The organism is Pseudoalteromonas sp. L21 (genome assembly GCF_021728035.1).
In the GTDB taxonomy this organism is placed as follows: Bacteria; Pseudomonadota; Gammaproteobacteria; order Enterobacterales; family Alteromonadaceae; genus Pseudoalteromonas; species Pseudoalteromonas arabiensis.
On sequence record NZ_JAKKCV010000002.1, the window covers coordinates 692224 to 717401 of the forward strand.

A 25178-nucleotide genomic window follows, 5' to 3' on the forward strand; every position below is an offset into this window, starting at 1 on the left:
AGAAAGAAAGCGTGTAATTAATAAATCTTTATTTCGTTGTTGTATAAGTAATACTTGTAGTACCGTCCTGAAGTTTTTAAGTACCATCTCATTTTTTGCTACACCCGCCCATTTAGGGCATGTTTAATTTTTTTATATCAGGAATAATACTATGTCTAACATCGTATCAGGTACAGTTAAGTGGTTTAACGAATCTAAAGGTTTTGGTTTCATCGAGCAAGAAAATGGCCCAGACGTATTCGCACACTTCAGCGCAATCAAAAGCGACGGTTTCAAAACTTTAGCTGAAGGCCAACGTGTAGAGTTCACTCTTTCACAAGGTCAAAAAGGTCCTCAAGCGGATAACATCACTCCGTTATAATTCTTACTGAAAAGTAATGATTAAGAAGAAGCAAGCTACGGCTTGCTTTTTTTATGTCTAAAAATTGACTGAGAGCATTAACATTCCTATAGTTAATTCAGTCGTCGTATTTGGGTGTTTTAATCATTTTTAGATATCTTCTATTAGCGTGTTTGGGCATTGCTCCGATAGTGTACGCCAAGCATAGTGTGACCATCTATACTGAGCAGTTTCCCCCTTATAACTTCTCTAACAAAGGGCACTTGGAAGGCATTAATCTTCGCTTTGTAAGCGCAATGTGCGTGGATGCCAATATCGAGTGTAGATTTGTGCTATTGCCTTGGTCAAGAGCCTATCACTTAGCGCAAGAAGAGCCTATGGCAGGGCTTGTGTCTACAGCCCGTATCCCTGATAGAGAGCCCTTCTTCAATTGGATTGGGCCTATGGCTTCATCTCGTAACTATTTTTATCGTTTAAAGTCGAACTCGCAAGTTAACCCTCGAGATTTATCGGAAGTGAAAGATTATACTCTTGGGGTGGTGAGAGACAGTATTTATGAGCAGTTTGTAGAAAATATTGGTTTTGAAAGCGAGCAGAATCTGCTTAAATTTAGCCATTATTATGAATGCATTAACTTATTTTTTAAGGGAAAGCTCGACCTTATTATCGGCTCAGAATTATCCTTCCATTATCAACTTATGCAATACGGCTATGCAGGTCAAGAAGTTGTAAAGCTAATAGAATTACCACTTAACAATACAACGGGTAATTTTTTAGCGTTAAATAAAAATATGCCTAAAGAAATTGTTGAGCAATTTCAAATCAGTTACCAAAAGCTGATGAAACAAGGCAAATTAGACAAGCTAACAAACGAGTACTTAGTCGGTCAGCACTAATTGTATTCAGTTAGCATCATCACTTTACGATAAGTTTCGCTCTTTGCTACATCTTCAAAAGCATCTTTCAGTGCTTTAATGTAACGTGGATCTGTATTCTTATTGGCTGCAAGGTAGCCTTTCATGGCTAAGAAGTCGATAGAATGAGCAAAGGTAAAATTTTGTTCGTCTTGTGCTAATTGCTCTGCCATTGCTGCGATATAGTTTTTATCATCAACGATTAGGTCGACTTTGCCAGATATGAGTAATTGGTAAGAACGGGTTATATCTGAAGTGTATATGATTGTATAGCCTCGCTCCGAAAGTTGTTTGGCTGACAGGTCATCTCGTTGAACAGCGACTTTATACTGCTTTGCCTGTTCGCTTGTTGTTATATTAATATCAGCGCGTTGGGTGAGCTTTACAAACCCCATTTGATAGGTTGCCACTGCCCCAATCCACTCGAATTTATTTTCTCGCTCAGGTGTTTTAGCCATGCTAAAAATAAACGTATGTGGCTTTTTTAACGCCATCTTATAAGCACGTGCCCATGGATAAACCTCAATATTGGCTGTTAATTCGGCTTTGGCAAATATCGCCTTTACAAGCTGTGTACTGTCGCCTGAAACTTGGTTATTTATTAAAGTTTGATTGGGAGGGGAGAGTTCGGTCACGACCGTTAAGGCCGGTTCACTATGCGCAGACCAACTTATACATAATAAGGTGAATAAAAATAGAGAGTATTTCATTTATGTACTTAAAAAGACTTAGTATTTAAATCTTAGCACATAAAACGATAAAAGGGCCTTGCGGCCCTTGGTGAAGTATCGTTCAAGTCAGATAGACCTTTAACCCCTTAAAGTTCTATCCTATTGTTTTGCAACTACGGCTCATCTCATTAAGTTTCTAAGCTAGCGAGAGGAAAAAACCTGCAATTGCTGCACTCATGAGGTTAGCCATAGATCCTGCTAACACTGCTCTGAGCCCTAAGCGTGCGATATCCTTTCGCCGACTAGGCGCCATACCGCCTAATCCACCTAGTAAAATTGCTATCGATGATAAGTTAGCAAACCCACATAACGCGAATGTGACAATCGCTTGTGTGTGCGCACTTAACGTATCGCGATAATTAATAAAGTCGAGGTAAGCAACGAATTCGTTAACTACAACCTTTTGACCTATAAAACTGCCTGCGATTACTGCTTCGTCCCAAGGTACACCTAATAACCATGCAACCGGTGCGAATACGTAACCTAAAATTTCCTGAAGCGTTAATGTTGGATGATCAAACCAACCACCAAGACCGCCTAATAACCCATTTAGAAGTGCAATAAGTGCTACGAAAGCAAGTAACATCGCACCTACATTAAGTGCCAGATGCATACCGTTTGCGGCACCTGATGCAGCAGCATCAATTACGTTAACCGGTTTTTCTTCTTGTACGTCTAAATCAGCTAAATCTTCTTTGGGTGTTTCGGTCTCTGGCACAATCATTTTTGCCATTAAGAAGCCACCCGGTGCCGCCATAAAGCTGGCTGCAATTAAGTATTTAAGCTCTACACCAATCGTTACATAACCTGCCATAACGGAGCCTGCTACGGTAGCCAAGCCACCGACCATTACCGCAAACAGCTCAGACTTAGTCATGCTGGCAATAAATGGTTTAACAATTAATGGTGCTTCTGTTTGGCCAACAAAAATATTGGCGGTTGCAGAAAGCGACTCAGGGCGCGAGGTTTTCAATAGCTTTTGTAAGCCACCGCCTAGAATCTTGATTATCCAATCCATCACCCCAATGTGATACAACACAGCAACGAGTGCTGAAAAGAACACAATAACGGGCAATACTTGTATCGCAAAAATAAACCCTAAGGTATCTTGCGATGCCAGTGAGCCAAATAAAAAGCCTATACCGTCATTAGCATAACCAATGACCGATGACACGCCTCGTGACATACTTGCCAGTACGTTTTTGCCCACCTCGAAGAACAAGACAAAGCCACCAATTAACACTTGAAGTAAAAAGGCGATGCCCACAGTTCTTAAATTAATTGCTTTACGGTTTGTTGAGGCCGCAAAAGCAATGGCTAGTAGCATAACAATGCCTACTAAGCTCATAAATGTTGTCATACTGACTATTTCCCGTTGTTATTGTTGCAGTAAATATTTTATTTTACTTTTAATTATATCAATGGCAACGCGATTCATACCGCCGCGTGTGACTACGAGATCAGCTTTGTGCTTTGATGGCTCAATAAACTGATAAAACATAGGTCGCACTGTCGCTTGATATTGATCAACAACGGACTGTAATGTTCTGCCACGCTGCTCCATATCTCGTTGCATACGGCGCATAAGGCAGATATCTAATGGTGTATCAATAAACACCTTAATATCAAATTCTTTACGGAGTGCCGGATCACTCAGTAGCAAAATACCTTCAACGATAAGTACTTTTGCCGGTGCAACTCGGCGCGTTTCTTCGCTGCGAGTATGCATTGCATAGTCATAAGTTGGTACGTCTACTGATTTTCCAGCGCGTAATTGAAGTAGATGCTCATGCATAAGCTCATGCTCGAAAGCATCAGGATGGTCGTAATTAGTTTGCGTTCGATGGTCAAACGGCAAATGCGACTGGTCTTTGTAATAAGCATCTTCTTCGATCACTGCGATCGCGCCCGGTTCAAGCTCATTGACTAATTCGTTATAAATTGTCTTGCTAAAAAGAGACTTGCCCGACGCAGATGCGCCAGCAATAGCTATAATTGTTCGTGTCACTAAAGTTCTCGCCCACACAGAAGGAAACATTGTTAGGTAGATCACAATAGCAAAAAAGACACGATTAATCTCTTTTGCTTCGCTCAGGGGTGCAAATTTATAATGTTTCTGTTTTATGAAACAGGACTTATGTCCTGTACCAAAAATTCGAAGAGCATATAAAGTATTCACATATTGATAACGAGGTACCCATGGCAAGAGCACTTATCTTAATGGCAGATAGCCTAGGAATTGGCGCAGCACCTGACGCAGACAAGTTTGGTGATGTGGGCGCAAATACTTTCGCTCATTTACTCAAAGCTTATGCTGAAGAAACCGGTGAGCACTTATCGCTACCTAATCTTACCCGTTTAGGTTTGGCCGATGCATGCGAAGCCGCTGGTAAAGAACCGTGTTTAGTCAGTGATCGCCAAGCACCTGTTGGCGCATGGGGTTACGCTAAAGAGTTATCAAGTGGTAAAGACACGCCTTCAGGGCACTGGGAAATGGCTGGTGTCCCTGTGTTATTTGATTGGGGTTACTTCCCAAATACACAGCCGTGTTTTCCACAAGAATTTGTGGACGAGCTAATAGCTCGTGCAGGTATTCCTGGCATTTTGGGTAACTGCTATGCCTCAGGAACAACCATTTTAGAACAACTGGGTGAAGAACACATGCAAACCGGTATGCCGATTTGCTACACCTCAGTTGATAGCGTGTTTCAAATAGCCGCGCACGAAGAATCATTTGGACTGGAGAAACTTTATCAGGTTTGCGAAATCGCACGGGCGCTGCTTGATGAAATGAACATAGGAAGAGTGATTGCGCGGCCATTTTTGGGTTCGAGCCGTGACGATTTTGCCCGTACCGGTAATCGTCGTGACTATTCGGTGCTGCCACCGTCGCCAACCTTGCTTGATAAATTATCGCAAGACGGCGGTGAAGTGATTAGTATTGGTAAAATTGCTGATATCTATGCGCACCAAGGCATCACCCAAAAACACAAAGCGCCAGGGCTGATAAACTTACTTGAGAAAACCTCAGAAGTTATCGCAAGCGCACCAGAGCATAGTTTGATTTTTACAAACTTAGTTGATTTTGATGAAAAGTACGGTCATCGCCGTAATGCCGTTGGCTATGCTAAAGCATTAAAAGAGTTTGATGATTATCTACCGACCATCTTAAATCAACTAAATAGTGATGATGTGTTAATTATCACGGCCGATCACGGATGTGATCCAACAGCAGCAGGCACTGACCATACACGTGAATACGTGCCAGTACTTGCTTACCAACCTGGGATGACAAACACCCCGCTTGGAGAACGAGCTAGTTTTGCAGACATAGGTCAAACCCTTGCCCAGTGGTTTAATCTTCCTGCACTTGAATACGGTGATAGCTTTAAAGACCAGCTATTAGCGAACAAAAAAGGAAACCAATAATGAGTACTCCTCATATCAGTGCCAATGTAGGCGAATTTGCAGAAACGGTATTAATGCCAGGTGATCCGCTTCGCGCTCAATACATTGCTGAAAACTTTTTAGATGACGCAAAACAAGTAACAGGCGTTCGTAATATGTATGGTTTTACCGGTACCTACAAAGGTAAACCAGTGAGTATTATGGGCTCTGGGATGGGTATTCCATCAATGTCAATTTATGCCCGTGAATTGATCGTTAGTTACGGCGTTAAAAATCTAATTCGTATTGGTACCTGTGGCGGTATTGGTAGCGATATCAAAATCCGTGACGTTATCTTTGCACAAGGTGCAAGCACAGATTCAAACGTAAACCGTGCGCGCGTTCGTGGTTATGACTTTGCCGCAATTGCTGATTTTGGTTTACTACTTAACGGCGTAAACGCAGCAAAAGAATTAGGCATTGAAGCGAAGGTAGGTAATGTATTTACAACAGATACATTCTACCAAGCAGATAACACATTCTATCAAGAATTAGACAAGCTAGGCGTACTTGCTGTTGATATGGAAACAGCTGGCATGTACGGCGTAGCCGCTGAATACGGCGCAAAAGCGATGGCATTATTTACTGTTAGTGACCACGTAATCACTGGTGAAGCGACACCAAGTGAAGAGCGTCAAAGCACTTTTAACGAAATGGTTAAAATTGCTTTAGAATCAATTTAAATAAGTTCCTTGGTAACGTATTCACTGAAATTTGGAAACACGCCCAAAGTGAAGTGAGACTAACCTCAAAGCCGCATTTATGCGGCTTTTTTTATAGTTGCGAGTTTATCTCGCGTAAAATCCTACTCGCATCTCGCAATTTTAAGCCTTGATTAATAAAAAAGAGTTGTAATCATAAGCAACAATACTTTACTGTTAGTCTTTTGGTTTGTACCTAAAAAGTAAATAATAATTAATAACTCTCTTGGACAAAAATACTAAGGATTAGTATGAAATATAAATACCTACCTCTAAGCCTTGTCTTTTCATCTTTACTTACTGGTTGCGGTGGCAATAGTGATAGTAATGAGGAATCTAAACAAGAATTAACAAATTCGGCACCCGTTGCAGTTATTGATACTAGTTCAACCCTTAATGGTGAAAGTGTTGTAATTAGTGTTTTGGAAAATGACACAGATAGTGATGGTGATGCGTTAACTGTTGCGCAAATATTAACGCAGCCAACTCACGGAACAGCAATGATTTCAAATAATCAAGTGCTTTATACTCCGGTTGATGCAAACTTTGCAGGAAAAGATAGCTTTAGCTATCAAATAACAGATGGAGAAAAAACGTCACAAGCAAGCGTTGAGCTAACTTTATATCAGCAGTTGACTTTACATGGGCAAGTGGTTGATAAACCAATTGCAAATGCTGATGTCTCTTTAACAATTAATGGCGAAACACTTGAAACTCACGCTGATAGTAATGGCTTTTATCAGTTAGATGTTAAAACGTCAGATATAACCGATATGCTTTTATTAAAGGCGATTGGTACGGCTAATGATCAACAACACGTCGAGTTAGTTAATTTATTTGGGAGTTTTGAAAGTGTAATGCTAGCTTCGGGTGAGGACCGCATTTATTCATATGAGCAAGGGGATAATGCCAACATCACTCACTTATCGACTGCTCACTATTTATTGGCTGAAGAACAAAATGCTGAAGACACAATAACTACCCAAGAAGCTTACGATAGTTTATCTGCACAAATATCACCAAAGGAATTATTAGATACTGCAAGTTTTATAAAACTGTTGGTCGATAATGACAACTATACAGTTGCTGAAGGTACATCGTTGACTTTACTAAACTCTGGTGAAGTTAAAGAGGCTATAAATGCTTACTTAGTGAGTATTGCTGCAATGGATACGCAAGGTAATCTAACCGAGCAGTATGAAGCTGATTTCACACAAGCGAAAAATGATTCTATCAGCGGTACTGATTTGGCCTTTACTGAACAAGAGCTCACTGAGCAACCACTATTTACATTTTCAGCGTACCGTAAAAAGTTAATGCCGCTATATGCAGATAAAACACTTATTTTGAATAGTGATTATCAAGGTAAAAGTATAGTCGCTAACAATAACGATACTCGAGAGGCGAGTGTTGAGTGGAAAATCGAACAAGGTAAGCTTGTATTCGATTTTGCAGAAGACTCAGTTTTACGATATGCAATTGACTTAAGCTTCAACATTGATAGTGGTATGGTGGAAATTGCTAATAAATGGGGCGAAGATATCGCTATAGCAATACGAGATGCTTACTATAAAGGCAAAATAAATTCATTTATTATTGTTAAAAAGTACCCACTAAAAAGAACTGTTTCTAAATTAGCCAATGATAAGTCAGGTGTTTTAGCATACATTTCTGGGGTAGATGTTGAAGAGTTAGAGATCCCGGATGCCGTTGAATGGGAAACAGATACTTTAATTTACGAAAAACCAATTGATGATGTATTAAAAATTGTTAACGGCACCAACGATGAATTTTCATTGCTTAGTTCAGAACAGTTAGTTGGGGAGTGGTCAGTTCCATCACTGTATGCTTCAGAGGAAATTTCAGGAAGCATTCTTAAACATGAGTACTTAACAATTTCAGGCGTGACAGCAACTGCGAAACACACAGGTAAATCTTATGTAGTAGAACGCTTAGAAAATAGCTTGGTTCTTTCTAGCTCTACAGAAAAAGTGACTTATACGCCGATTATGTCTGATGGTAATCGTTACTTAACCTTTGTACAGCAATGGGAAAATGACGAACTAATTTTTCAAGGTACAGGCTCCGTTGTAAAAGTAATAGACGATGCTGAATTGTTTTTTGAAAACATGATTACTGAGCTACCAAAGGTGTATCAACCTATGATTACAGTAATGAATCATGGTAGTGAGAGTGTATATGAAGATGACTTAATGAATATTGATTATCTAAATGCTTATCAGTTTGATGCAAATAATACAGTAAAACGGGCTATTCGTTCAGCTCATTTAATAGATGGGCCTGATAACTATTTTCACATTGGTAACGAATGGACATGGAGCAGAACCGAAAACCAGCTTAAAATGGGCTATGAAAGTGACTTTGATTTGCGCTATATATTTTGGGATGTACTTGCATACGTTCCTGAATCAAATTCTGCATTAGTACATGAATATGGTTATTATGGTTATGATGAGGATAATAATGGTGAAATTTCTGAGGATGAAATTGAAAACTTAATTTATCCTCGCATTAACTTTATCAAGCTAGAAGATCTTAGCCTTTGGGAAGCTGCATGGCAAAACACGGTTAATAAAGGCTTATAACCTAATTAATGAAACCCTTTCAAAGCCGCATTTATGCGGCTTTTTTTATAGTTGCGAGTTTATCTCGCGTAAAATTCAGCTCGTTGCCTATACCTCGCACCTTAAAACTTGAAAATTCAAGCAATTGTTGCCACTTTTAATAGAGGAACAACAATTGAGGATGTGTATGTCTAATTGGGTTGAAGCTAAGGTCAAAGACGTTAAATGGTGGACAGACTCATTATTTAGCTTAATTGTAAATGCGGACGTAGAACCATTCACCGCAGGGCAGTTTACTAAACTCGCTATGCAAGTGGGTGATAAACGTGTTGCACGTGCCTATTCTTATGTGAATGCGCCGAATAATCCCGACCTTGAGTTTTATTTGATCAATGTTAAAGACGGTCAACTTTCTCAGCAGCTGGCACAATTAAAGCCAGGCGATAGCGTCACTATTGAGCGCCGCGCCACAGGCTTTTTTACCCTTGATGAAGTGCCAAGCAGTGAGCAGCTTTACATGCTGAGTACAGGTACGGCACTTGGGCCTTTTATTTCAATATTAGAGCAGGGGGAGGTGTGGCAAAAGTTCGAGCATGTTCACCTTGTACATGGCGTGCGCCTCAACGAAGATTTGAGCTACCAAGCTCGCATTAAAGCGCTACAGCAACAGTACTCAAACTTGCATTATTCTCCTGTAGTCAGCCGAGAGTCAGCCACACTGGGGTTTAATGGTCGGATCACAGATGTAATTAAAGACCACCGTTTGTTTGATGTTACAGGTCATCCTGCTGTGCCTGATACCACACAATTTATGATTTGTGGTAATCCAGAAATGGTGAAAGATACAACAGCTATTTTGTTAGAGCTTGGCTTTAGCCGCAACAGACGTCGTGATCCTGGTCATATAACTGTTGAGCAATATTGGTAAAAAGCTATGCCTAATAGCTAGAATTTGCTACTTTAGCGCCTCAAATGAGCATGGTGTGTTTAGGAAAACTATGAAACCGTTACTTTTTGCAATAAGTCTATTTATTTCATGGCAATTGGCTGCTACTGAATCAAGCACTGAACAAAAGCAAGCTCAGCCAGCTTCAGTAAATGAGCCTGAAAAGAAAGAGGTTGATAGCCTTGAATTTATTGAACAGAAGCCAGCAACTCAGCAAGTACCGAGTTCAGCCCAAGCTAAAAAACCGCTGGCTAAGGTTGATGACAGTAAGGTATTAGGTTCACAAAACCCTGCACCGGCAGAACAGCCAAAGACCGCAGAGGAAAAACAGGAAGCTGTGAATGAGGCTGAACAAGCTGTTGCTAAAGCTAAAAAGGCACTCACAGAGAAACAGCAAGAAAAAGCGCGTCAGTCACGTGAGGCGACAGCGGTTATCGAACAAGTTATTGCGGCTTATAATGCCCGCAATATTGACGCTTTTATCAAAATGTATGATGAAAATGTTGAGTTTTATACATTTCCTAATGAGCTTATGTTCACGGGGAAAGAGAAGCTTATAGCTCGCTACGGCATCATGTTTAAAAAGTTAAAGTGTATCAAATCATCACCGATTAAACGTATTGTGCATGGCAATATAGTGATTGATCATGAGTTATCAGAAACCTGCTCAGAAGACCCGAATGTGGTTGATAAACGGGCTGAGTTTGTTACAAGTTACCAAATCGAAAACGGTAAAATAACCAAAGTATTATTTTTCAGATAAAAAAAGAGCAGCTTAGCTGCTCTTTTTTTGGGTAGATGAAAGTTACTAGATTTGAGGTAGCAGCGATTTCACATCGCGTCCCTGTACCTAGAACCAAGCACCTAATGACGCGGGATAAACCCGTTGCTACATGTCGGCTGAGAGCTTACGGCTTAAAGCTCCTTTACGTTGGGTGTCGCTGGGCTCGACCCAACGTACCCTTCGCGCGTCTCGGCTAAGCCGTTTCATTTAACAATGAGTTGAAGCTTTCGTTGTCATGCAAGCTTGCAAAAGCACTTTCATGTAATAATTCATTGCGAAGATTAGGTGAATACTCAAGCGCCATGCGAATATCAGCCATTGCATCAGCATGTTTATGCAATAGAGCATAAGCACAAGCGCGTTGCCAGTATGCATAACCATAGTCACTATCTATTTCAAGTGCTTGATTACATAACTCGATTGCTTCGCCTGTTTCGTTTATCTCAAGTAGCGCATCTGCTTTGTAGGCAATGGCTTCAACATCTTCTGGTTTACGTTTTAAAATTTCGTCGAATATTTCAATTTTATTCGCAACATCACTTTCTAAATTAGCTCGCATCCATAAAGAGTGTACTTCGTTTGTAATCGAGATTTTTTGTTGGTTAAGTAAAATCTCTTCAGAACGTTCACGTAGCTTCTCTTCTAATACTTTAAGACGTTCTTCATACTCTTTAGTGATCGCACTAACGCGGGTATTTACAATGTCTTCTACTTTATTTTTCACATCACGTAATGAATTCCAGCCAACTAAAACCAAGATAGATGCAGTAATCGTAATAATAAAGAAGACATTATTTATCGTGTCCGTTGTATAAGTTAAAGCACGGTCAGCAGTATCTAATTGAGTGTGAGCGACTTGTTTTGTTACATCTTCGCGTAACTTTTGTTGATCTTGGCGCACAGCTTTAAGTTCATCAAGAATGTAGCGCTCTAAGAGCGGCTTATACATAGGCTCTTGTAGCTTATCGAGAGCTTGCTGTTGCTCAACCTCAGTCAGCGCAGGGCGGTTTTCTGTTTCGTTTTGAGCACTTGCAGAGATGGTAAGGCTCATTAATAGGGTAATTAATAGTAAGATATAACGCATAGCTTATTCATTTATAGTGAATTCTAGGCTAACTGTAACATGCGTGAGCACTGTGGACTAGGCAAAAAAAACCAGCTCGTAGGGTGAGCTGGTCAAACTGCATAAACAACATAAGTTGTCAGGGGTATCAACAGGAGTTAGGTGTAATATAACCATTGGTATCTGAACAACTACTTAATCCTAAAAGAGTTTCTAAAAATTTATTTTCAATATGCTAGATCAGTTATGTTCGTCTAGACTTAAATGGTCTTACAACTAAAAGGTGAGAGTGATGCGCCAACAACTAGTCCAACTACTCTATGGAGTGTCAATATCATCAGATCTTGATAGTGGTAACGTTGAATTAGCTGAACGTTTAATTCTAAATGCGGTGTTAGACGGCCTAGAAATAGGTAGAGCGGGTATCTGGTTACTGAATGAAGAAAATACCGCCATTGAATGCCGCCTTTTACTTGATAGAGAAAATGGCAAAGAGCTTCAAATGTTGGTGCTTCCAAGAGACGCATACCCTGCTTATTTTAGAGCTCTTGATACGCAACGAACCATTACCGCTGTTAATGCTCACACCGACCCTGCGACTTACGAATTTAGTGAAAGTTACCTCAGCCCTTTAAATATTGGTGCCATGCTTGATGCACCAATACGCTATAAAGGAAAAATGATAGGTATATTTTGCTGTGAGCATATAGGGGGAGAACGAGAGTGGACTGAAGATGAATGTTCATTTATTGGCGCATTAGCTGACCTGTACGGACGTGCATTATCGGCGCAGGAGAATGAGCGCGTTAATGCCGAGTTAGAAAAAGCTAACCAACATTTAGAACATCGGGTTGCCGAGCGAACTCGCACTCTCGAAAAAACCTTAAATGAACTGACAGAAATGCAAGAAAAGCTCATTGAGTCTGAGAAAATGGCTTCTTTGGGTAACTTAGTTGCAGGTATTGCTCATGAGGTAAACACACCGATTGGTATTGCTGTTACAGCAAATAGTTCAGCAAAAGATAAACTTACTGAACTTGATAAACTCATAAGTGCCAATACGTTAACCAAGCACGCGTTGCTAGAAGGAATGAAGCATTTAAATGAATGTATAAAAATTTCATTTACTAACTTAGAGCGTGCTGCAAAACTGATCAGTGATTTCAAGCAAACTGCGGTTGATCAATCTTCGTTAAATTTATTAGAAACTCAAATAAAAGCCTACCTTGAGAATATTGTCCATAGTTTAATGCCTTTAACACGCAGCCATAATGTTATTGTTAATATTGACTGTGCAGATGACCTTACGCTAATAACCGTTCCAGGAGCGCTTAGCCAAATCATTTTAAACTTAGTGAATAATAGTTGTGTACACGGTTTTGTCGGAAAAGATCATAACGTGATTGATATTAGCGTTCACCTAGATGATGAAAAGGGGATATACACACTTTGCTATAAAGATAATGGTTGTGGAATGACTGATGAGGTGATGCATAAAGTATTTGAACCATTTTTTACCACTAAGCGTGGCACAGGTGGAAGCGGTTTGGGAATGTCGATAGTGTATAACCTTGCAACCCAAGCTCTGCAAGGCGAAATTAATGTCGCTAGTCAGCCTGATCAAGGTGTCTCAGTCACCTTAAAACTGCCTATTAATATAGCTTAATAAACAAAATTTAAGCTAAATGTAGGCTAAATAATCTGGTGACTGGGTAATAAAATTAATTTTTAATCAACAGCTTTGCCAAGACAAGATAAATTATCGCATGAGTTTGTCTCGCAAAATTGCTTGATTTTTCTTTTTGAATATACGTGATTTATAGCCAGAGGTGTCATTAGCAGCGTAAGCCAAAATAAAATTGGGCTTCGAAACACCAACCCGACAATTGAGGCAACAACCATCCCTGTTAACATTAATAAAGGTAAATTTGCGATAAAAAAGTTAATACTTAGTTGTTTTGCAACCTGTGGGTCTATGGCTTTCATGATTTTCTCACCGTCAATGAATACCCTTATAAAATGTATGACTTTTGCCAATAACTCAAATCAGATTTTTCAATTAATACAATCGATTTAAAAGTAAAGACAGGCCTAGCTTTATTTTTGCACTGCCCCTATAGTTTAAAACAACGGGAAATTCTAAGTGATTAGTGATTCATTATTAACAGGAAATCCTTTTTTATGACAAAGCCTTATCAGTATTCATACATAAATATTTGTCATATTTCTAGCTTATCAGGAGCATACAATGAGTAATGGAAAAACGGGCGGCTGCCCGATTATGCATGGTAGTAACACTGTTACCGCACAATCAAATACAGATTGGTGGCCAAATTCTCTAAACTTCGACATCCTTCATCAACACGACAGTAAAACTAACCCTTACGGTAAAGACTTTAACTACGCTGAAGCATTTAAATCGCTCGATCTTGAAGCTGTAAAAACTGACTTAAAAAATTTGATGACTGAAAGCCAGCAGTGGTGGCCTGCTGACTGGGGTCATTACGGTGGTTTAATGATCCGTATGGCATGGCATTCAGCGGGTTCATACCGTTTAGAAGATGGCCGTGGCGGCGGTGGTACAGGTAACCAACGTTTTGCGCCTTTAAATTCATGGCCAGATAACGCTAACCTAGACAAAGCACGTCGTTTACTTTGGCCTGTTAAAAAGAAATACGGTAACAAGCTATCTTGGGCAGATTTAATGATTTTAGCTGGTAATATGGCTTATGAATCAATGGGCTTAAAAACCTTTGGTTTTGCTGGCGGCCGTGAAGATATTTGGCATCCAGAAAAAGATGTTTACTGGGGGGCTGAAAAAGAATGGCTAGCACCAAGTGATGAACGCTACACCAATGTAGAAAAACCCGACACGATGGAAAATCCGCTTGCTGCGGTGCAAATGGGCTTAATTTACGTAAACCCTGAGGGGGTTAATGGTAACCCTGATCCGCTTAAAACGGCGGAGCAAGTTCGCGAAACATTCGCCCGTATGGCAATGGATGACGAAGAAACTGCGGCGTTAACAGTCGGTGGTCATACCGTAGGTAAAACGCATGGTAACGGCAGCGAAGCAAACGTTGGTCCTGAACCTGAAGCGGCCGATGTGTTTGAGCAAGGCCTAGGTTGGAACAACCACAACTCACGCGGTATTGGTCGCGATACGATGACCTCGGGTATCGAAGGTGCGTGGACGACTTACCCAACTAAGTGGGATAACGGATATTGCTACTTGCTGCTTAACTACGAGTGGGAACTTAAGAAGAGCCCAGCAGGTGCGTGGCAATGGGAACCAATCGATATCAAAGAAGAAGACAAGCCAGTTGATGTGGAAGACCCATCAATTCGTCTAAACCCAATTATGACCGACGCCGATATGGCGATGAAAATGGATCCAACCTACCGTAAGATTATCGAGCGTTTTAACGATGATTTTGAATACTTTAGTGATGTGTTTGCACGTGCATGGTTCAAATTAACGCACCGTGACCTAGGTCCAAAATCGCGTTACTTAGGTGCAGATGTACCAAGCGAAGATCTAATTTGGCAAGATCCGATCCCTGCGGTTGATTACACATTATCAGACAGCGAAATTAGTGACCTTAAAACCAAGCTGCTGAACTGTGGTGTAAGCCAAGCAGACTTAATTGCAACCGCATGGGATAGCGCACGCACATACCGTGGCTCAGATCACCGTGGTGGTGCAAACGGTGCACGCATTCGCCTTGCGCCACAAAAAGATTGGCAAGGTAACGAACCAAAACGTTTAGCAAAAGTTCTCAGTGCGCTCGAATCGGTGCAAGCGAGTTTAAGTAAACCAGTAAGCTTAGCTGATTTAATTGTACTAGGTGGAACAGCGGCGGTTGAGCAAGCAGCAAAAGCCGCAGGCGTTGATATAACCGTGCCATTTGCCCCAGGTCGTGGTGATGCAACGGATGAAATGACCGATGCTGATTCGTTCGATGTGCTTGAGCCAATTCATGACGGTTTTCGTAACTGGCTGAAACAAGACTACGCAGTTTCTGCTGAAGAGCTAATGCTAGAGCGTACACAATTAATGGGTTTAACAGCGCCAGAGATGACGGCACTAGTCGGTGGTATGCGTGTATTGGGTACTAACTATGATGGTACTTTACACGGTGTGTTTACTGATAACGTAGGTACATTAAGCACCGACTTTTTCGTAAATCTAACCGATATGGCTTACACGTGGAAGCCAATAAGCAAAGGTTTCTACGATATTGTTGAGCGCAGCACTGGGGTTACTAAGTGGACAGCAACACGTGTTGACTTAGTGTTTGGTTCAAACTCAATCTTGCGTTCATACGCAGAGTTTTACGCACAAGACGATAACAAAGAGCGTTTTGTACAAGACTTTGTTGATGCGTGGGTTAAAGTGATGAATGCTGACCGCTTTGATATTTAATTTGATATGATGCTACACCCAAAAGGCTACAGAACTCTGTAGCCTTTTTTTATGGTGCTTCAGTGCACTATGCTTGCTGAGCCAGATGATCCATATACTCGTCAAATGTACCTTGAAAATCGATGACCTGTTTATCCTTAATATCGATGATGCGAGTTGCCAATGATGAGACAAATTCACGGTCATGACTGACAAAAATCAAGGTACCTTGATAATCTTTTAATGCATTATTAAGTGCTTCAATGGCTTCCATATCCATGTGATTGGTCGGTTCGTCCATAATCAATACATTGATGTCTTGCATCATTAACTTACCAAACAATAGGCGGTTCTTTTCTCCACCTGAGCAATTACGTGCTTTTTTATTGGCATCGTCGGCGGTAAATAATAATCGACCTAACATAGCGCGAACCATTAAATCATTGTGCTTAGCGGTGCGCCATTGTGACATCCAATCAAACAGCGTGAGATCGTTATCAAATTGTTTACTACTATCTTGAGGGCAATAACCGATGCTAGCGTTTTCGGACCACTTCACCACGCCTTCGTTGCTTTGTAATTCATTAACAAGGCAGCGTAAAAAAGTGGTTTTACCTACGCCATTTTCACCAATAACGGCAAGCTTAGCACCGGCTTCCAGTAATAAGTCACCGCCGCTGAACAGGGTTTCACCATCAAAGCCATGACCTAACTTAGTGAGCTCTAATGCTTGGCGATACATCTTTTTCCCTTCGTCAAAACGAAGTGATGGGCTAATACGGCTGGATGCTTTTACTTCATCAAGCTTAATTTTATCCATACGTTTAGCGCGAGAACTGGCCAGTTTTGCTTTTGAAGCATTCGCACCAAAACGATTTACAAACTCCTGTAACTCATCTATTTCTGCGCTCTTTTTGGCATTTTCAGCAAGCAGTTGCTCACGTTGTAAGCTTGAAGCTTCGATCCACTTTTCGTAGTTACCTGGGTAGATTCTTAGCTCGCCGTAATCAATATCGGCCATGTGAGTACATACCGAATTTAAGAAGTGGCGGTCGTGCGAGATAATAATCATTGTACATTTACGTTGATTTAGCTCATTCGCAAGCCACGTAATAGTGTGAATATCAAGGTTATTGGTTGGCTCATCTAAAAGTAAAATATCAGGATTCGCGAAGAGTGCTTGTGCTAATAACACACGCAGTTTCCAACCAGGTGCAACGTTCGCCATTAAGCCGTAATGAAACGTTTGTTCAATACCTGCTTGAAGCAAAATTTCTTCAGCGCGGCTTTCGGCTGTGTAGCCATCCATTTCAGCAAAAATGCTTTCAAGTTCAGCGACTTTCATCCCGTCTTCTTCACTCATTTCAGGTAATGAGTAAATACGGTCACGTTCTTGTTTAACTTTCCAAAGCTCAGCATCACCCATGATCACCGCATCAACTACAGAGTATTGCTCAAAAGCAAATTGATCTTGGCTAAGGGTACCTAGCTTTAAACCAGGCGCAATCGACACATTACCAGCGGTAGGCACAAGTGCGCCGCTTAAGATTTTCATAAAGGTTGATTTGCCGCAGCCATTGGCGCCAATTAAACCATAGCGATTACCGTTACCAAACTTGGCTGATATATTTTCAAATAAAGGCTCTGCGCCAAACTGCATGGTGATATTAGCGGTTGAAATCAACGAATTATTCCTAGAAAAAGACTGACAGGTTATGGGCGCAGCAACTGCGAAAATAAACAAGCAATAGGGTAAATAATAGGCCGCGGATTATACAGATCAGCCTTTCAGAACGCTATTAAAAACAAGATAAAGTTGGATACAGTTCAATCTTAGGCGTATTTTACATCGCGTTGCAATTTGTGATGTCGCGGCATAAAGCCGCTTCATTTAATCAAGCACGCTAAAGTCAACGCTAGGTAAAGACTCGAACCCTGGGCGCGCAAATAAATAGCCTTGCATCAAACTCACACCAGCTTGGCGTAACCATTGATATTCTTCAATTGTTTCTATTCCTTCAGCAAGTGTAGTGATATTTAATTCTTCAAACATAGCAATACAATGACTGACAATCGTTTGTCTTGCTTTATTAAGATGAATGTCTCTAATTAGATTCATATCTAGCTTAATTATATTACTCTGAAAATCAGCTAATAAGTTTAACCCCGAGTAGCCAGAGCCAAAATCATCCGTGGCAGTGATAAAACCAAGTGATTGATAGTACTCAATGACACGTTTGATATGTGCGCTGTCTTCTACTTGTTCTACCTCGGTAAACTCAAACATAATTTGTTCAACAGGGAAGTTAACCTTATTTGCAGCTTCTAGCGTCGTTTTTATACAACGCTCAGGTTTATAAATTGCGTTTGGTAAAAAGTTGATACTTAAAATTGAATCGAGTTTTAGTTGTGCTGCGAGTGAAATGGCTTTTATTCGACAAAGCTGATCAAATGTATATCGGTTCTCGTTGTTAACTTGAGAGATTACAGAGTAAGCAGACTCATTATTTGCTCCTCTAACTAACGCCTCATAACCAAAAATACGTTTTGCCGTACAGTCAATTATGGGTTGAAAAGCCATGGTAAATTCAAAATCTAGTGCAGCTAGATCTTCACAGTGTCTGCAAGTTTGCTGGCAAGAAGCGTTATTAGAAGGCATTTATTACCTATAAATTATTTCGATTTTAAACCATAGTGCTAGTAAATGGGCTAATGTGCAAATGTTGTTACCAAAAATTTACACTTATAAATGATAACTTACAGCTGTTTTTAGAAGCAGGATTATATCTAGTAAAAGATTTACTCAAGATTTAGACTCTACTGATTATTTTTGTAATAATTAATTATCTGATTTTTAATAGATTATATTTAATTTGAGGATCTTTTTGATCAAAAGTTTAAAAAATAACTTGCTTACCTACCAACTGGTAGGTAAGATGGCTGCCATGAACACGACATATACAAATATTCTGCAACTTGCAGATAAGCTCATTCAGAGTAATGGCTTTCATGGTTTTAGTTATGCTGACCTTGCAAAAGAGCTCGATATTCGTAAAGCGAGTATCCACCATCATTTTGCAACAAAAGCAGATTTAGGTATTGCATTCTGCCAACTTAAATGTGAGCAGCTTCAGCAACTTGAGTCACACTTAAAAACATTGCCTTCAGCTAAAGAGCGCTTAAAAGGCTATTTTGATGTTTTTCAAAGCTGTGCCAGCGAAAAGCAAATGTGCGGAATATATGCCATGCAAACAGATTTACGTTTAATGGCAGAGCCGCTGCAAAAGCAAGTGACGAAAATGGCTGATCTTGAATTACAGATACTTAGCTCTATTTTACAAGCTGGCCTTGAGAGAAATGAGTTTAGTTTTAAAACCTCAGCTTATCAGCAAGCAGTAATAATATGTTGCGCGATTAAAGGCGCATTAATGTTAAACAGAAGTGAGCATCATCAAGGTTTATTCATACAAACTTGTGATGCATGTTTAGAAACACTGAGTTTATGATCGTTTAGATCATAAATTCTGTTTCTAAAAAATTTACCCAACAAACCTACCTACTAGTAGGTAATTAAATTGTACAAGGAGCATTATTATGCAACGCATTACAACATTGACAGTAAACACCACGAGCGGCCAAGCGCAAACCCAGTTAAGTGACCTTAAGCAGGCAATGGGCGCAGAGCTTAATTTATTTGGTGCGCTCGCTAATTCACCCGCAGCGTTACAAGGTTTTTTAAATTTTAAAGCGGCTTTAGATAAAGGCTCTTTAACACAATTGCACTCAGAGCAATTAGCGTTAGCAATCGCAGGTACTAATGGTTGTCGTTACTGTGCTTCTGCTCATTCATATATTAGCGACAAACTAGGCCTGTCTGCTGATGAAATTAAAGCGAATTTAAAAGCGACTTCAGCAGACGACCAAACAAATGTGTTACTGAGCTTTGCAAAGCAAGTGATTGAATCACGCGGTAGTGTATCGCAAGAGCAATTACAGCGCGTAAAAAATGCCGGTTTTAGCGATGAGCAGCTTGTTGAAGTGATTGGCCATATCGCCCTAAATAGCTTTACTAATTACTTTAACGAAGCATTCGATATTGAAATTGACTTTCCACAAGTTGAATTAACCTAATTAACCTAATTACCCTAAGTGAGGCTAAAAGCCTTTAAACAAAAACGGCTATAGCCACAGGAGAAACTCATGAACTTAACTACAACACAGCAACAAACAGCACAACGTATTGCAAGCAAACTAGAGAATGCTGGTTTACCACTTTTATATATTACCCTAGGTATTATTTATATTTGGTTTGGTGGGATTAAATTTACGCAAGGACAGGCTGAAGGCATGTACGGCATGATTGCCAACAACCCTCTCGTTTCTTGGATGTATGTCATTTTCTCGAAACAAGGTTTGGTGAATTTTTTAGGAACGCTTGAAATCATCATTGGTTTGCTATTTTTTGGACGTTTCGTCAATCCTGCGTTATCAGTGGTTGGTGGCCTTTTATCAATGGCGTTATTTGTTGTAACAATTAGCATGATGGTATTTCTATCCGGCATTACAACGGAAGCAGGTTTCCCTGTGCTAAGTTTTGTTGGTGAGTTTCTACTGAAAGATATCGGTTTGTTTGCAGCATCTTTATTTATTGCTGGAAATAGCCTGAAAATTATCGCTACAAACCAAGGCGGTGAATAACCCTCTCCACGTTGGGGCCCGAAAGGGCCTTTTTCATTTTGCTCACTAATAAAGCACCCCTCCCTTATTTTAAAAAATAAAGTCAATTTGATAAAAAAGGATTGATTTTGTAATCAAGAAGCTGCGAGCTAAAAGTTACTGCTATACTGAGTTTACATTCAAGTTAAACGTATCTTTGATTAAAACTGTTTGCCAGTTGCTAACAAAAAACCTGAAAATATATAAATATAGTTAACAGTTTTTATAAATCGGGCGATAATACGTATAACAAGACAGCAAAGGTGAATTCAATGGCGGCAGGTATTTCTTTTAAAAACTTAAGTATTACTAAAAAAATACACGCGATTACATGTATAGCAGTGGCAGCATTTGTCATTATTGTGTTAGTAAACTACATCGCAATGAATGACAACAGAGCGTCACTTGATGAGTTAGAAAAGTCTTCATACGAAGTAGTAAAGTTAACGTCATCAAATGTTGGCTTACTCGAAAAATTAGACGAGCTTTACACACAAGCAGTGACATTTGGCGAGCCAGACTTAGTTGAAAGTGCGGCACAAACTTATAAGACAATTAATGAAAATTTAAAAAATATTATAGCCATTAACGATACCTATGTTCATGATGATACGAAAGAAAAGCTAAAACAGTATGCTAATATTTCGTCTACGATCGCCAGTTCAATGATCTCAGGTACCGCTGATTTTAGTAAAATTCAGCAGCAAGCTCAGCAAAAAACACAACTCTATGAGGCTGTACTTGAAGGTTTTAAGCGTGCTCAAACACGCGCGGATGACCGTTTCTTTGAACTTGTTCAGGCGACTAAAGCACGCTCAGACAATGCGTTGCAGTTAATGCTTGTGGTGTCAGTTATTTCACTCTTTTTATTGGTAATCACCTCTATTTGGATTGCTCGTGGAATTGGCTCGTCAGCCAGTGCAGCGGCAAATAATTTAGGCTTGCTTGCAGATGGTAAAGGCTCGTTAAGCACACAACTTGCAGTTCATGCAAAGGATGAAATTGGCCAAGTGTCTATTAACTTTAATGCCTTTATTAAGCTATTAAAGGCCGCGGTGCTGGATGTGATGTCTGTGTGTGAGCCGTTAATGGAAAACTCAACACGCTTAGTGCAAGGTATGGAGCGTGCAGAAAAAGCAACAACCAAGCAAACAACAGATGCAGAAGTGGTAAAACACTCAATGGAAGAAATGCGTCAAAGCGTTGCTGACATTTCACAATCGGCAGCCAGTGCGTCACATGCAGCACAAACTGCTGAGCAAGAAGTAGAGCAAAGCCGCACCCAAATACAGCGTTCAGTGCAAGAGTCACGCACTTTGAGCAATGAAATTAATCAAGCTGCAACGACCATTAACCGACTCGCTGATGACACAAAAAATGTGACACAGATTTTAAACGTTATTACCTCTATAGCTGAGCAAACTAACCTATTGGCACTTAACGCAGCGATTGAAGCTGCAAGGGCTGGTGAGCAAGGACGAGGTTTTGCCGTTGTTGCAGATGAAGTGAGAGAACTTGCATCAAGAACATCGCACTCTACCAACGAAATTAGAGAGCTGCTGACAACATTAACAACGGCAGCAAATGAGTCAGTTAATGCCATGACATCAGCCAGAGATATGGCTACAAATAATGCACAAGCAGCTGAGAGTACAGGCCTTTCAATTGAAAAAATTGCGGAGCAGATTCTAGAAATAAATGGTATGAACTCACAAATTGCAGCGGCTACTGAAGAGCAAACATCGGTCGCGAGTATGGTGGTTGATAATGTTTCTAATATGCATATGTCATTTGAAGAGACAATGAATTCGTTGTCTGAGGTAAGAGATGTTGCGAAGAACCTGCATTACCTCTCGGACTCACTACTAGATGCTACGGCTAAATTTAAGGTCGAATAAAATTACATATAAAAAGCTGGCAACGCCAGCTTTAGTAGACTCATAAAGAGCCACCTTTTAGAAGGTGGCTCTTGTTATTGAAACGCAATTAAAACGTTGCAACAACCTTCACTTTATCAGTTACTTTTGATGCATCAATATAACCGATAGCATCACCGTTTGCTGATACAAAATCGATAACAGCTTGGTCATTAGCAAGCTTTTCTGGCGGCGTGCCTTTGCCTGTAAATACTAATTTTGACCAATAAGCATTAAGCTGGCTGCTCGATTTACCGACTACTTTATCGTTAAATTCATCGCTAACACTGTTGCCGTCTTGGTTTACTGGGTTTACTTTAGTGCCATCATCAAATGACTTTGCTTTACCTAAGTAGATTTTTTTAATTGTGCCTTCATCAATTGCATTGCCATTCGCAGGGTTAACAATCACAGCAACATCAGCAAAAGCGGTGCTTGATAAAAGCGCTACCGCTGTAGCTAAAAGTAATTTTTTCATTATGCGCTCCAATTAAAAAACTAAGTCTACAGCAACAGCAACAACATCAGTGTCTGTATCAGTGATGTCATCTTTAAAGCGGCTAAAGTCCACTTTCAAAGCGGCTGAAGGGTGGAAGTCATAACGAGTACCAATAGTGTAAACATTACTTTTAGCTTTACCGCTTTCCAATACTTGGTTAATACCGGCGTTTAAAGCAGGTACAGCAGGAAGAGCGTTGTAACGACTACTATCGTGCTTATCATCGTTATTTTCGTAAGTTAAGTGAACAGTCCACTCATCCATACGGTAGCCTACCGACGTGTAATACTGTGTTTGCTTAGCAAGCGCGCTGTTATCAACTTCAAACTCAGTGTATTCGGCATCAAATAAAATGTCGTTGTAATCAATTGAAAAACCAAGCGCTAAGAAAGAGCCATCATCTTCGTTAACAGCAATATCATCAGCTTGATCAACAAAACCTGCATTACGCAATGTCTGCTCTAAGCCATTTAGTGCAATGCCAGCATCGGTATCGTTTTCAATCGCAATTGAGGTTTCTGCTACAAAATAAGCAGCGCGGGCACTAAACCAGTCGTAAGATAGCGTCCAGTTAATACCTGCAATATCATTTAGTTCGGTATCACCGTTTACAGAAACCACCGCAATTTTGTCGTCAAAGCTTCCATAGATAACCTGTACCGTAGAATCCCAGTCGCCTAGCTGTGTATTATGAAGAAGACTTAAACCCTCATAAGTCGAAAATGGTAAGTTATATACCGATTGTGGTGGACGAACCCAGCGATACGTGTAGCCCACATCTAAGAAATCAGAGTAGCGATAAAAAGGCACGCGCATTTTACCTGCACTAACTTGTAGCTCATCTGTAAACTCATAAGTTAGATAAGCCCATTCAAATTCAGCATCAAAATCATCACTGCCACGAGCAACAATTTGCGCTGTTGCGCTTAGTTTTTCTTGTAAATCAGCAGACAGCTGTAATGCAAACATACTCTCGTTTTTAAACGAAATGTCATCATCGTAGCCGTACAGTGTTGCGTTGTCGTCATCAAGAGTTTTACCACCAACTATTGAAGCAAAGCCGTTTATGCGAACCTCTGCTAACGTGTTTGCAGACACAAAAGCAGCACATAGAGCTAATGCAATAGGAAGTTTTTTCATTGTGTATCCCTAATATTTAGTATGAAAATGTTGATTTCGCTTAATATTATAGTAGTAAGTTGCGAAATGGGCGACATAAGGTATGAGAAAATTGTTACCAGAGCAATAAAAAATTGTTGTTTTAATTAATAATGTTTAAAGGTATTTTAATATTATAAATTGAGGTGGCAGTTAAAAAGTCAGTAAGGGTTATATTTATAATTTTATAGTACTTAAATGGCGTTCTGCATATAAATACTTATTTATATACTCACTACATTTGCTAAATTTATTTATGATCCTCACCTTTTAATGATATTTTTAACGCAAACACTTCTGCCGCAATAAAGGATATAAAATGGCAACCAAAACAATCGATTATTACAACCAGAATGCACAAGCATTTGTAGATGCCACGCTCGATGTAGACTTAACAGAGCTTTACGATGAATTTTTACCGTTAATCCCCAAAAATGGCACGTTGTTAGATGCCGGGTGTGGCTCAGGACGCGACGCCTTCATTTTTAAAGAGCGTGGTTTTAATGTTGATGCGTTTGATATAAGCCCTGAAATTGCCAAACTCGCCTCAGAATACCTAAATCAGAAAGTGGCTGTAAGCAGTTTTCAAGCGCTTGATGATGTTGATAAATACGATGGTATTTGGTGCTGCGCAAGCTTAATTCATGTCGCAAAAAAAGACTTAACCGAGGCATTTAACAACCTTGCTCGTGCACTTAAACCACAAGGAATTGTGTACGTATCGTTTAAATACGGCGACGGTGAGCGCGAGCACAACGGCCGCGAATTTACCGACCTAAACGAGCAAACGCTTGAGAGCATTATTAAAAACACCAACCTGTTTATTTTAAAATCGTGGCAAAGCGCCGACCAACGGCCCGAGCGAGCGTCAGAGATCTGGCTGAATGCTATTTTGCACAGAAGGACTATTTGAGTAATCTTTTAGTCTTATAGTCAATTATTAAAAATAATGTGGTACGCCCCTTAAGTACCG

Annotated in this window: 22 protein-coding genes; 14 read left to right on the forward strand and 8 right to left on the reverse strand. The window is 40.1% G+C overall.

Annotated features, from left to right (window positions below; translation table 11 throughout):
* Nucleotides 1-151 precede the first annotated feature (151 nt).
* A complete protein-coding gene (locus L3V41_RS08255) occupies nucleotides 152-361 on the forward strand; it encodes a cold-shock protein (protein ID WP_036972536.1) in 210 nt (69 codons plus the stop codon).
* Between the two features lie 188 nt (nucleotides 362-549).
* A complete protein-coding gene (locus L3V41_RS08260) occupies nucleotides 550-1236 on the forward strand; it encodes a transporter substrate-binding domain-containing protein (RefSeq protein ID WP_167346331.1) in 687 nt (228 codons plus the stop codon).
* Here the strand turns inward: L3V41_RS08260 and L3V41_RS08265 are convergent.
* From L3V41_RS08265 to udk, 3 genes are all read right to left on the reverse strand, one after another.
* Entirely contained in the window at nucleotides 1233-1964 is a 732-nt protein-coding gene (locus tag L3V41_RS08265) for a transporter substrate-binding domain-containing protein (RefSeq protein ID WP_237115502.1), read from the reverse strand. The genes L3V41_RS08260 and L3V41_RS08265 overlap by 4 nt on opposite strands.
* A 157-nt stretch (nucleotides 1965-2121) precedes the next feature.
* Nucleotides 2122-3345 (reverse strand): NupC/NupG family nucleoside CNT transporter, encoded by a 1224-nt coding sequence (locus tag L3V41_RS08270; RefSeq protein ID WP_062567792.1) that lies wholly within the window; start codon nucleotides 3343-3345, stop codon nucleotides 2122-2124.
* Nucleotides 3346-3363: 18 nt separating this feature from the next.
* On the reverse strand, nucleotides 3364-3993 hold the full coding sequence (gene udk / locus L3V41_RS08275; RefSeq protein ID WP_062568159.1) for a uridine kinase: 630 nt from the start codon (nucleotides 3991-3993) through the stop codon (nucleotides 3364-3366).
* Between the two features lie 191 nt (nucleotides 3994-4184).
* Between udk and L3V41_RS08280 the strand changes: the two genes are divergently transcribed.
* From L3V41_RS08280 to L3V41_RS08300, 5 genes are all read left to right on the forward strand, one after another.
* The gene (locus tag L3V41_RS08280; RefSeq protein ID WP_062567791.1) at nucleotides 4185-5414 is read left to right on the forward strand and encodes a phosphopentomutase; all 1230 of its coding nucleotides are present in this window, start codon (nucleotides 4185-4187) and stop codon (nucleotides 5412-5414) included.
* Nucleotides 5414-6115 carry a purine-nucleoside phosphorylase gene (deoD, locus tag L3V41_RS08285; RefSeq protein ID WP_036972525.1) on the forward strand — a complete coding sequence of 234 codons (702 nt, stop codon included), beginning with the start codon at nucleotides 5414-5416 and terminating at the stop codon, nucleotides 6113-6115. The genes L3V41_RS08280 and deoD overlap by 1 nt, the downstream gene beginning before the upstream one ends.
* 269 nt (nucleotides 6116-6384) lie before the next feature.
* A complete protein-coding gene (locus L3V41_RS08290) occupies nucleotides 6385-8739 on the forward strand; it encodes an Ig-like domain-containing protein (protein WP_237127531.1) in 2355 nt (784 codons plus the stop codon).
* A gap of 166 nt (nucleotides 8740-8905) precedes the next feature.
* Nucleotides 8906-9646 (forward strand): ferredoxin--NADP reductase, encoded by a 741-nt coding sequence (locus L3V41_RS08295; protein ID WP_237127532.1) that lies wholly within the window; start codon nucleotides 8906-8908, stop codon nucleotides 9644-9646.
* A gap of 70 nt (nucleotides 9647-9716) precedes the next feature.
* Entirely contained in the window at nucleotides 9717-10427 is a 711-nt protein-coding gene (locus L3V41_RS08300) for a nuclear transport factor 2 family protein (protein WP_237115499.1), read from the forward strand.
* A gap of 214 nt (nucleotides 10428-10641) precedes the next feature.
* Here L3V41_RS08300 and L3V41_RS08305 read toward each other — a convergent pair whose 3' ends face one another.
* Complete coding sequence (locus L3V41_RS08305; protein WP_062567788.1) at nucleotides 10642-11532, reverse strand: tetratricopeptide repeat protein; 891 nt, start codon at nucleotides 11530-11532, stop codon at nucleotides 10642-10644.
* Nucleotides 11533-11803: 271 nt separating this feature from the next.
* Here L3V41_RS08305 and L3V41_RS08310 point away from each other — a divergent pair, with 271 nt between their 5' ends.
* Both L3V41_RS08310 and katG read left to right on the forward strand, forming a co-directional pair.
* Nucleotides 11804-13177, forward strand: coding sequence for a GAF domain-containing sensor histidine kinase (locus L3V41_RS08310; protein WP_237115498.1), 1374 nt, complete (start codon nucleotides 11804-11806; stop codon nucleotides 13175-13177).
* A 582-nt stretch (nucleotides 13178-13759) separates the two neighbouring features.
* On the forward strand, nucleotides 13760-15937 hold the full coding sequence (katG, locus tag L3V41_RS08315; protein ID WP_237127533.1) for a catalase/peroxidase HPI: 2178 nt from the start codon (nucleotides 13760-13762) through the stop codon (nucleotides 15935-15937).
* Between the two features lie 67 nt (nucleotides 15938-16004).
* Here katG and L3V41_RS08320 read toward each other — a convergent pair whose 3' ends face one another.
* Both L3V41_RS08320 and L3V41_RS08325 read right to left on the reverse strand, forming a co-directional pair.
* A complete protein-coding gene (locus tag L3V41_RS08320) occupies nucleotides 16005-17600 on the reverse strand; it encodes an ABC-F family ATPase (RefSeq protein ID WP_267135571.1) in 1596 nt (531 codons plus the stop codon).
* Between the two features lie 207 nt (nucleotides 17601-17807).
* Nucleotides 17808-18575: an EAL domain-containing protein gene (locus tag L3V41_RS08325; RefSeq protein ID WP_062567784.1), complete on the reverse strand. Its 768-nt coding sequence runs from the start codon at nucleotides 18573-18575 to the stop codon at nucleotides 17808-17810.
* Between the two features lie 226 nt (nucleotides 18576-18801).
* On the opposite strand from L3V41_RS08325, the gene L3V41_RS08330 reads away from it, so the two are divergent.
* The 4 genes from L3V41_RS08330 to L3V41_RS08345 all read left to right on the forward strand — a co-directional run bounded on the left by L3V41_RS08330 (nucleotide 18802) and on the right by L3V41_RS08345 (nucleotide 22530).
* On the forward strand, nucleotides 18802-19422 hold the full coding sequence (locus L3V41_RS08330; RefSeq protein ID WP_237127534.1) for a TetR/AcrR family transcriptional regulator: 621 nt from the start codon (nucleotides 18802-18804) through the stop codon (nucleotides 19420-19422).
* 88 nt (nucleotides 19423-19510) lie between these two features.
* Complete coding sequence (locus L3V41_RS08335; protein WP_237115495.1) at nucleotides 19511-20047, forward strand: peroxidase-related enzyme; 537 nt, start codon at nucleotides 19511-19513, stop codon at nucleotides 20045-20047.
* 69 nt (nucleotides 20048-20116) lie between these two features.
* Nucleotides 20117-20614, forward strand: a complete 498-nt coding sequence (locus tag L3V41_RS08340) for a DUF417 family protein (protein ID WP_062567781.1) — start codon at nucleotides 20117-20119, stop codon at nucleotides 20612-20614.
* A 290-nt stretch (nucleotides 20615-20904) separates the two neighbouring features.
* Entirely contained in the window at nucleotides 20905-22530 is a 1626-nt protein-coding gene (locus tag L3V41_RS08345) for a methyl-accepting chemotaxis protein (protein WP_062567780.1), read from the forward strand.
* A gap of 88 nt (nucleotides 22531-22618) precedes the next feature.
* Here the strand turns inward: L3V41_RS08345 and L3V41_RS08350 are convergent, their stop codons facing one another.
* Nucleotides 22619-23026, reverse strand: coding sequence for a phosphate ABC transporter substrate-binding protein (locus L3V41_RS08350; RefSeq protein ID WP_130151968.1), 408 nt, complete (start codon nucleotides 23024-23026; stop codon nucleotides 22619-22621).
* Nucleotides 23027-23038: 12 nt separating this feature from the next.
* Nucleotides 23039-24187, reverse strand: a complete 1149-nt coding sequence (locus L3V41_RS08355) for a porin (protein WP_130151967.1) — start codon at nucleotides 24185-24187, stop codon at nucleotides 23039-23041.
* Nucleotides 24188-24524: 337 nt separating this feature from the next.
* Between L3V41_RS08355 and L3V41_RS08360 the strand changes: the two genes are divergently transcribed.
* Nucleotides 24525-25118, forward strand: a complete 594-nt coding sequence (locus L3V41_RS08360; RefSeq protein ID WP_237127535.1) for a class I SAM-dependent methyltransferase — start codon at nucleotides 24525-24527, stop codon at nucleotides 25116-25118.
* Nucleotides 25119-25178: the final 60 nt, after the last annotated feature.

What these genes read in the sequence shown, in the direction of transcription:
- L3V41_RS08255 (WP_036972536.1), top strand. Translation starts at nt 152, where the DNA reads ATGTCTAACATCGTATCAGGTACAGTTAAGTGGTTTAACGAATCTAAA.
- L3V41_RS08265 (WP_237115502.1), bottom strand. Translation starts at nt 1,964, where the DNA reads ATGAAATACTCTCTATTTTTATTCACCTTATTATGTATAAGTTGGTCT.
- L3V41_RS08270 (WP_062567792.1), bottom strand. Translation starts at nt 3,345, where the DNA reads ATGACAACATTTATGAGCTTAGTAGGCATTGTTATGCTACTAGCCATT.
- L3V41_RS08280 (WP_062567791.1), top strand. Translation starts at nt 4,185, where the DNA reads ATGGCAAGAGCACTTATCTTAATGGCAGATAGCCTAGGAATTGGCGCA.
- deoD (WP_036972525.1), top strand. Translation starts at nt 5,414, where the DNA reads ATGAGTACTCCTCATATCAGTGCCAATGTAGGCGAATTTGCAGAAACG.
- L3V41_RS08290 (WP_237127531.1), top strand. Translation starts at nt 6,385, where the DNA reads ATGAAATATAAATACCTACCTCTAAGCCTTGTCTTTTCATCTTTACTT.
- L3V41_RS08295 (WP_237127532.1), top strand. Translation starts at nt 8,906, where the DNA reads ATGTCTAATTGGGTTGAAGCTAAGGTCAAAGACGTTAAATGGTGGACA.
- L3V41_RS08300 (WP_237115499.1), top strand. Translation starts at nt 9,717, where the DNA reads ATGAAACCGTTACTTTTTGCAATAAGTCTATTTATTTCATGGCAATTG.
- L3V41_RS08305 (WP_062567788.1), bottom strand. Translation starts at nt 11,532, where the DNA reads ATGCGTTATATCTTACTATTAATTACCCTATTAATGAGCCTTACCATC.
- L3V41_RS08310 (WP_237115498.1), top strand. Translation starts at nt 11,804, where the DNA reads ATGCGCCAACAACTAGTCCAACTACTCTATGGAGTGTCAATATCATCA.
- katG (WP_237127533.1), top strand. Translation starts at nt 13,760, where the DNA reads ATGAGTAATGGAAAAACGGGCGGCTGCCCGATTATGCATGGTAGTAAC.
- L3V41_RS08325 (WP_062567784.1), bottom strand. Translation starts at nt 18,575, where the DNA reads ATGCCTTCTAATAACGCTTCTTGCCAGCAAACTTGCAGACACTGTGAA.
- L3V41_RS08335 (WP_237115495.1), top strand. Translation starts at nt 19,511, where the DNA reads ATGCAACGCATTACAACATTGACAGTAAACACCACGAGCGGCCAAGCG.
- L3V41_RS08340 (WP_062567781.1), top strand. Translation starts at nt 20,117, where the DNA reads ATGAACTTAACTACAACACAGCAACAAACAGCACAACGTATTGCAAGC.
- L3V41_RS08345 (WP_062567780.1), top strand. Translation starts at nt 20,905, where the DNA reads ATGGCGGCAGGTATTTCTTTTAAAAACTTAAGTATTACTAAAAAAATA.
- L3V41_RS08350 (WP_130151968.1), bottom strand. Translation starts at nt 23,026, where the DNA reads ATGAAAAAATTACTTTTAGCTACAGCGGTAGCGCTTTTATCAAGCACC.
- L3V41_RS08355 (WP_130151967.1), bottom strand. Translation starts at nt 24,187, where the DNA reads ATGAAAAAACTTCCTATTGCATTAGCTCTATGTGCTGCTTTTGTGTCT.
- L3V41_RS08360 (WP_237127535.1), top strand. Translation starts at nt 24,525, where the DNA reads ATGGCAACCAAAACAATCGATTATTACAACCAGAATGCACAAGCATTT.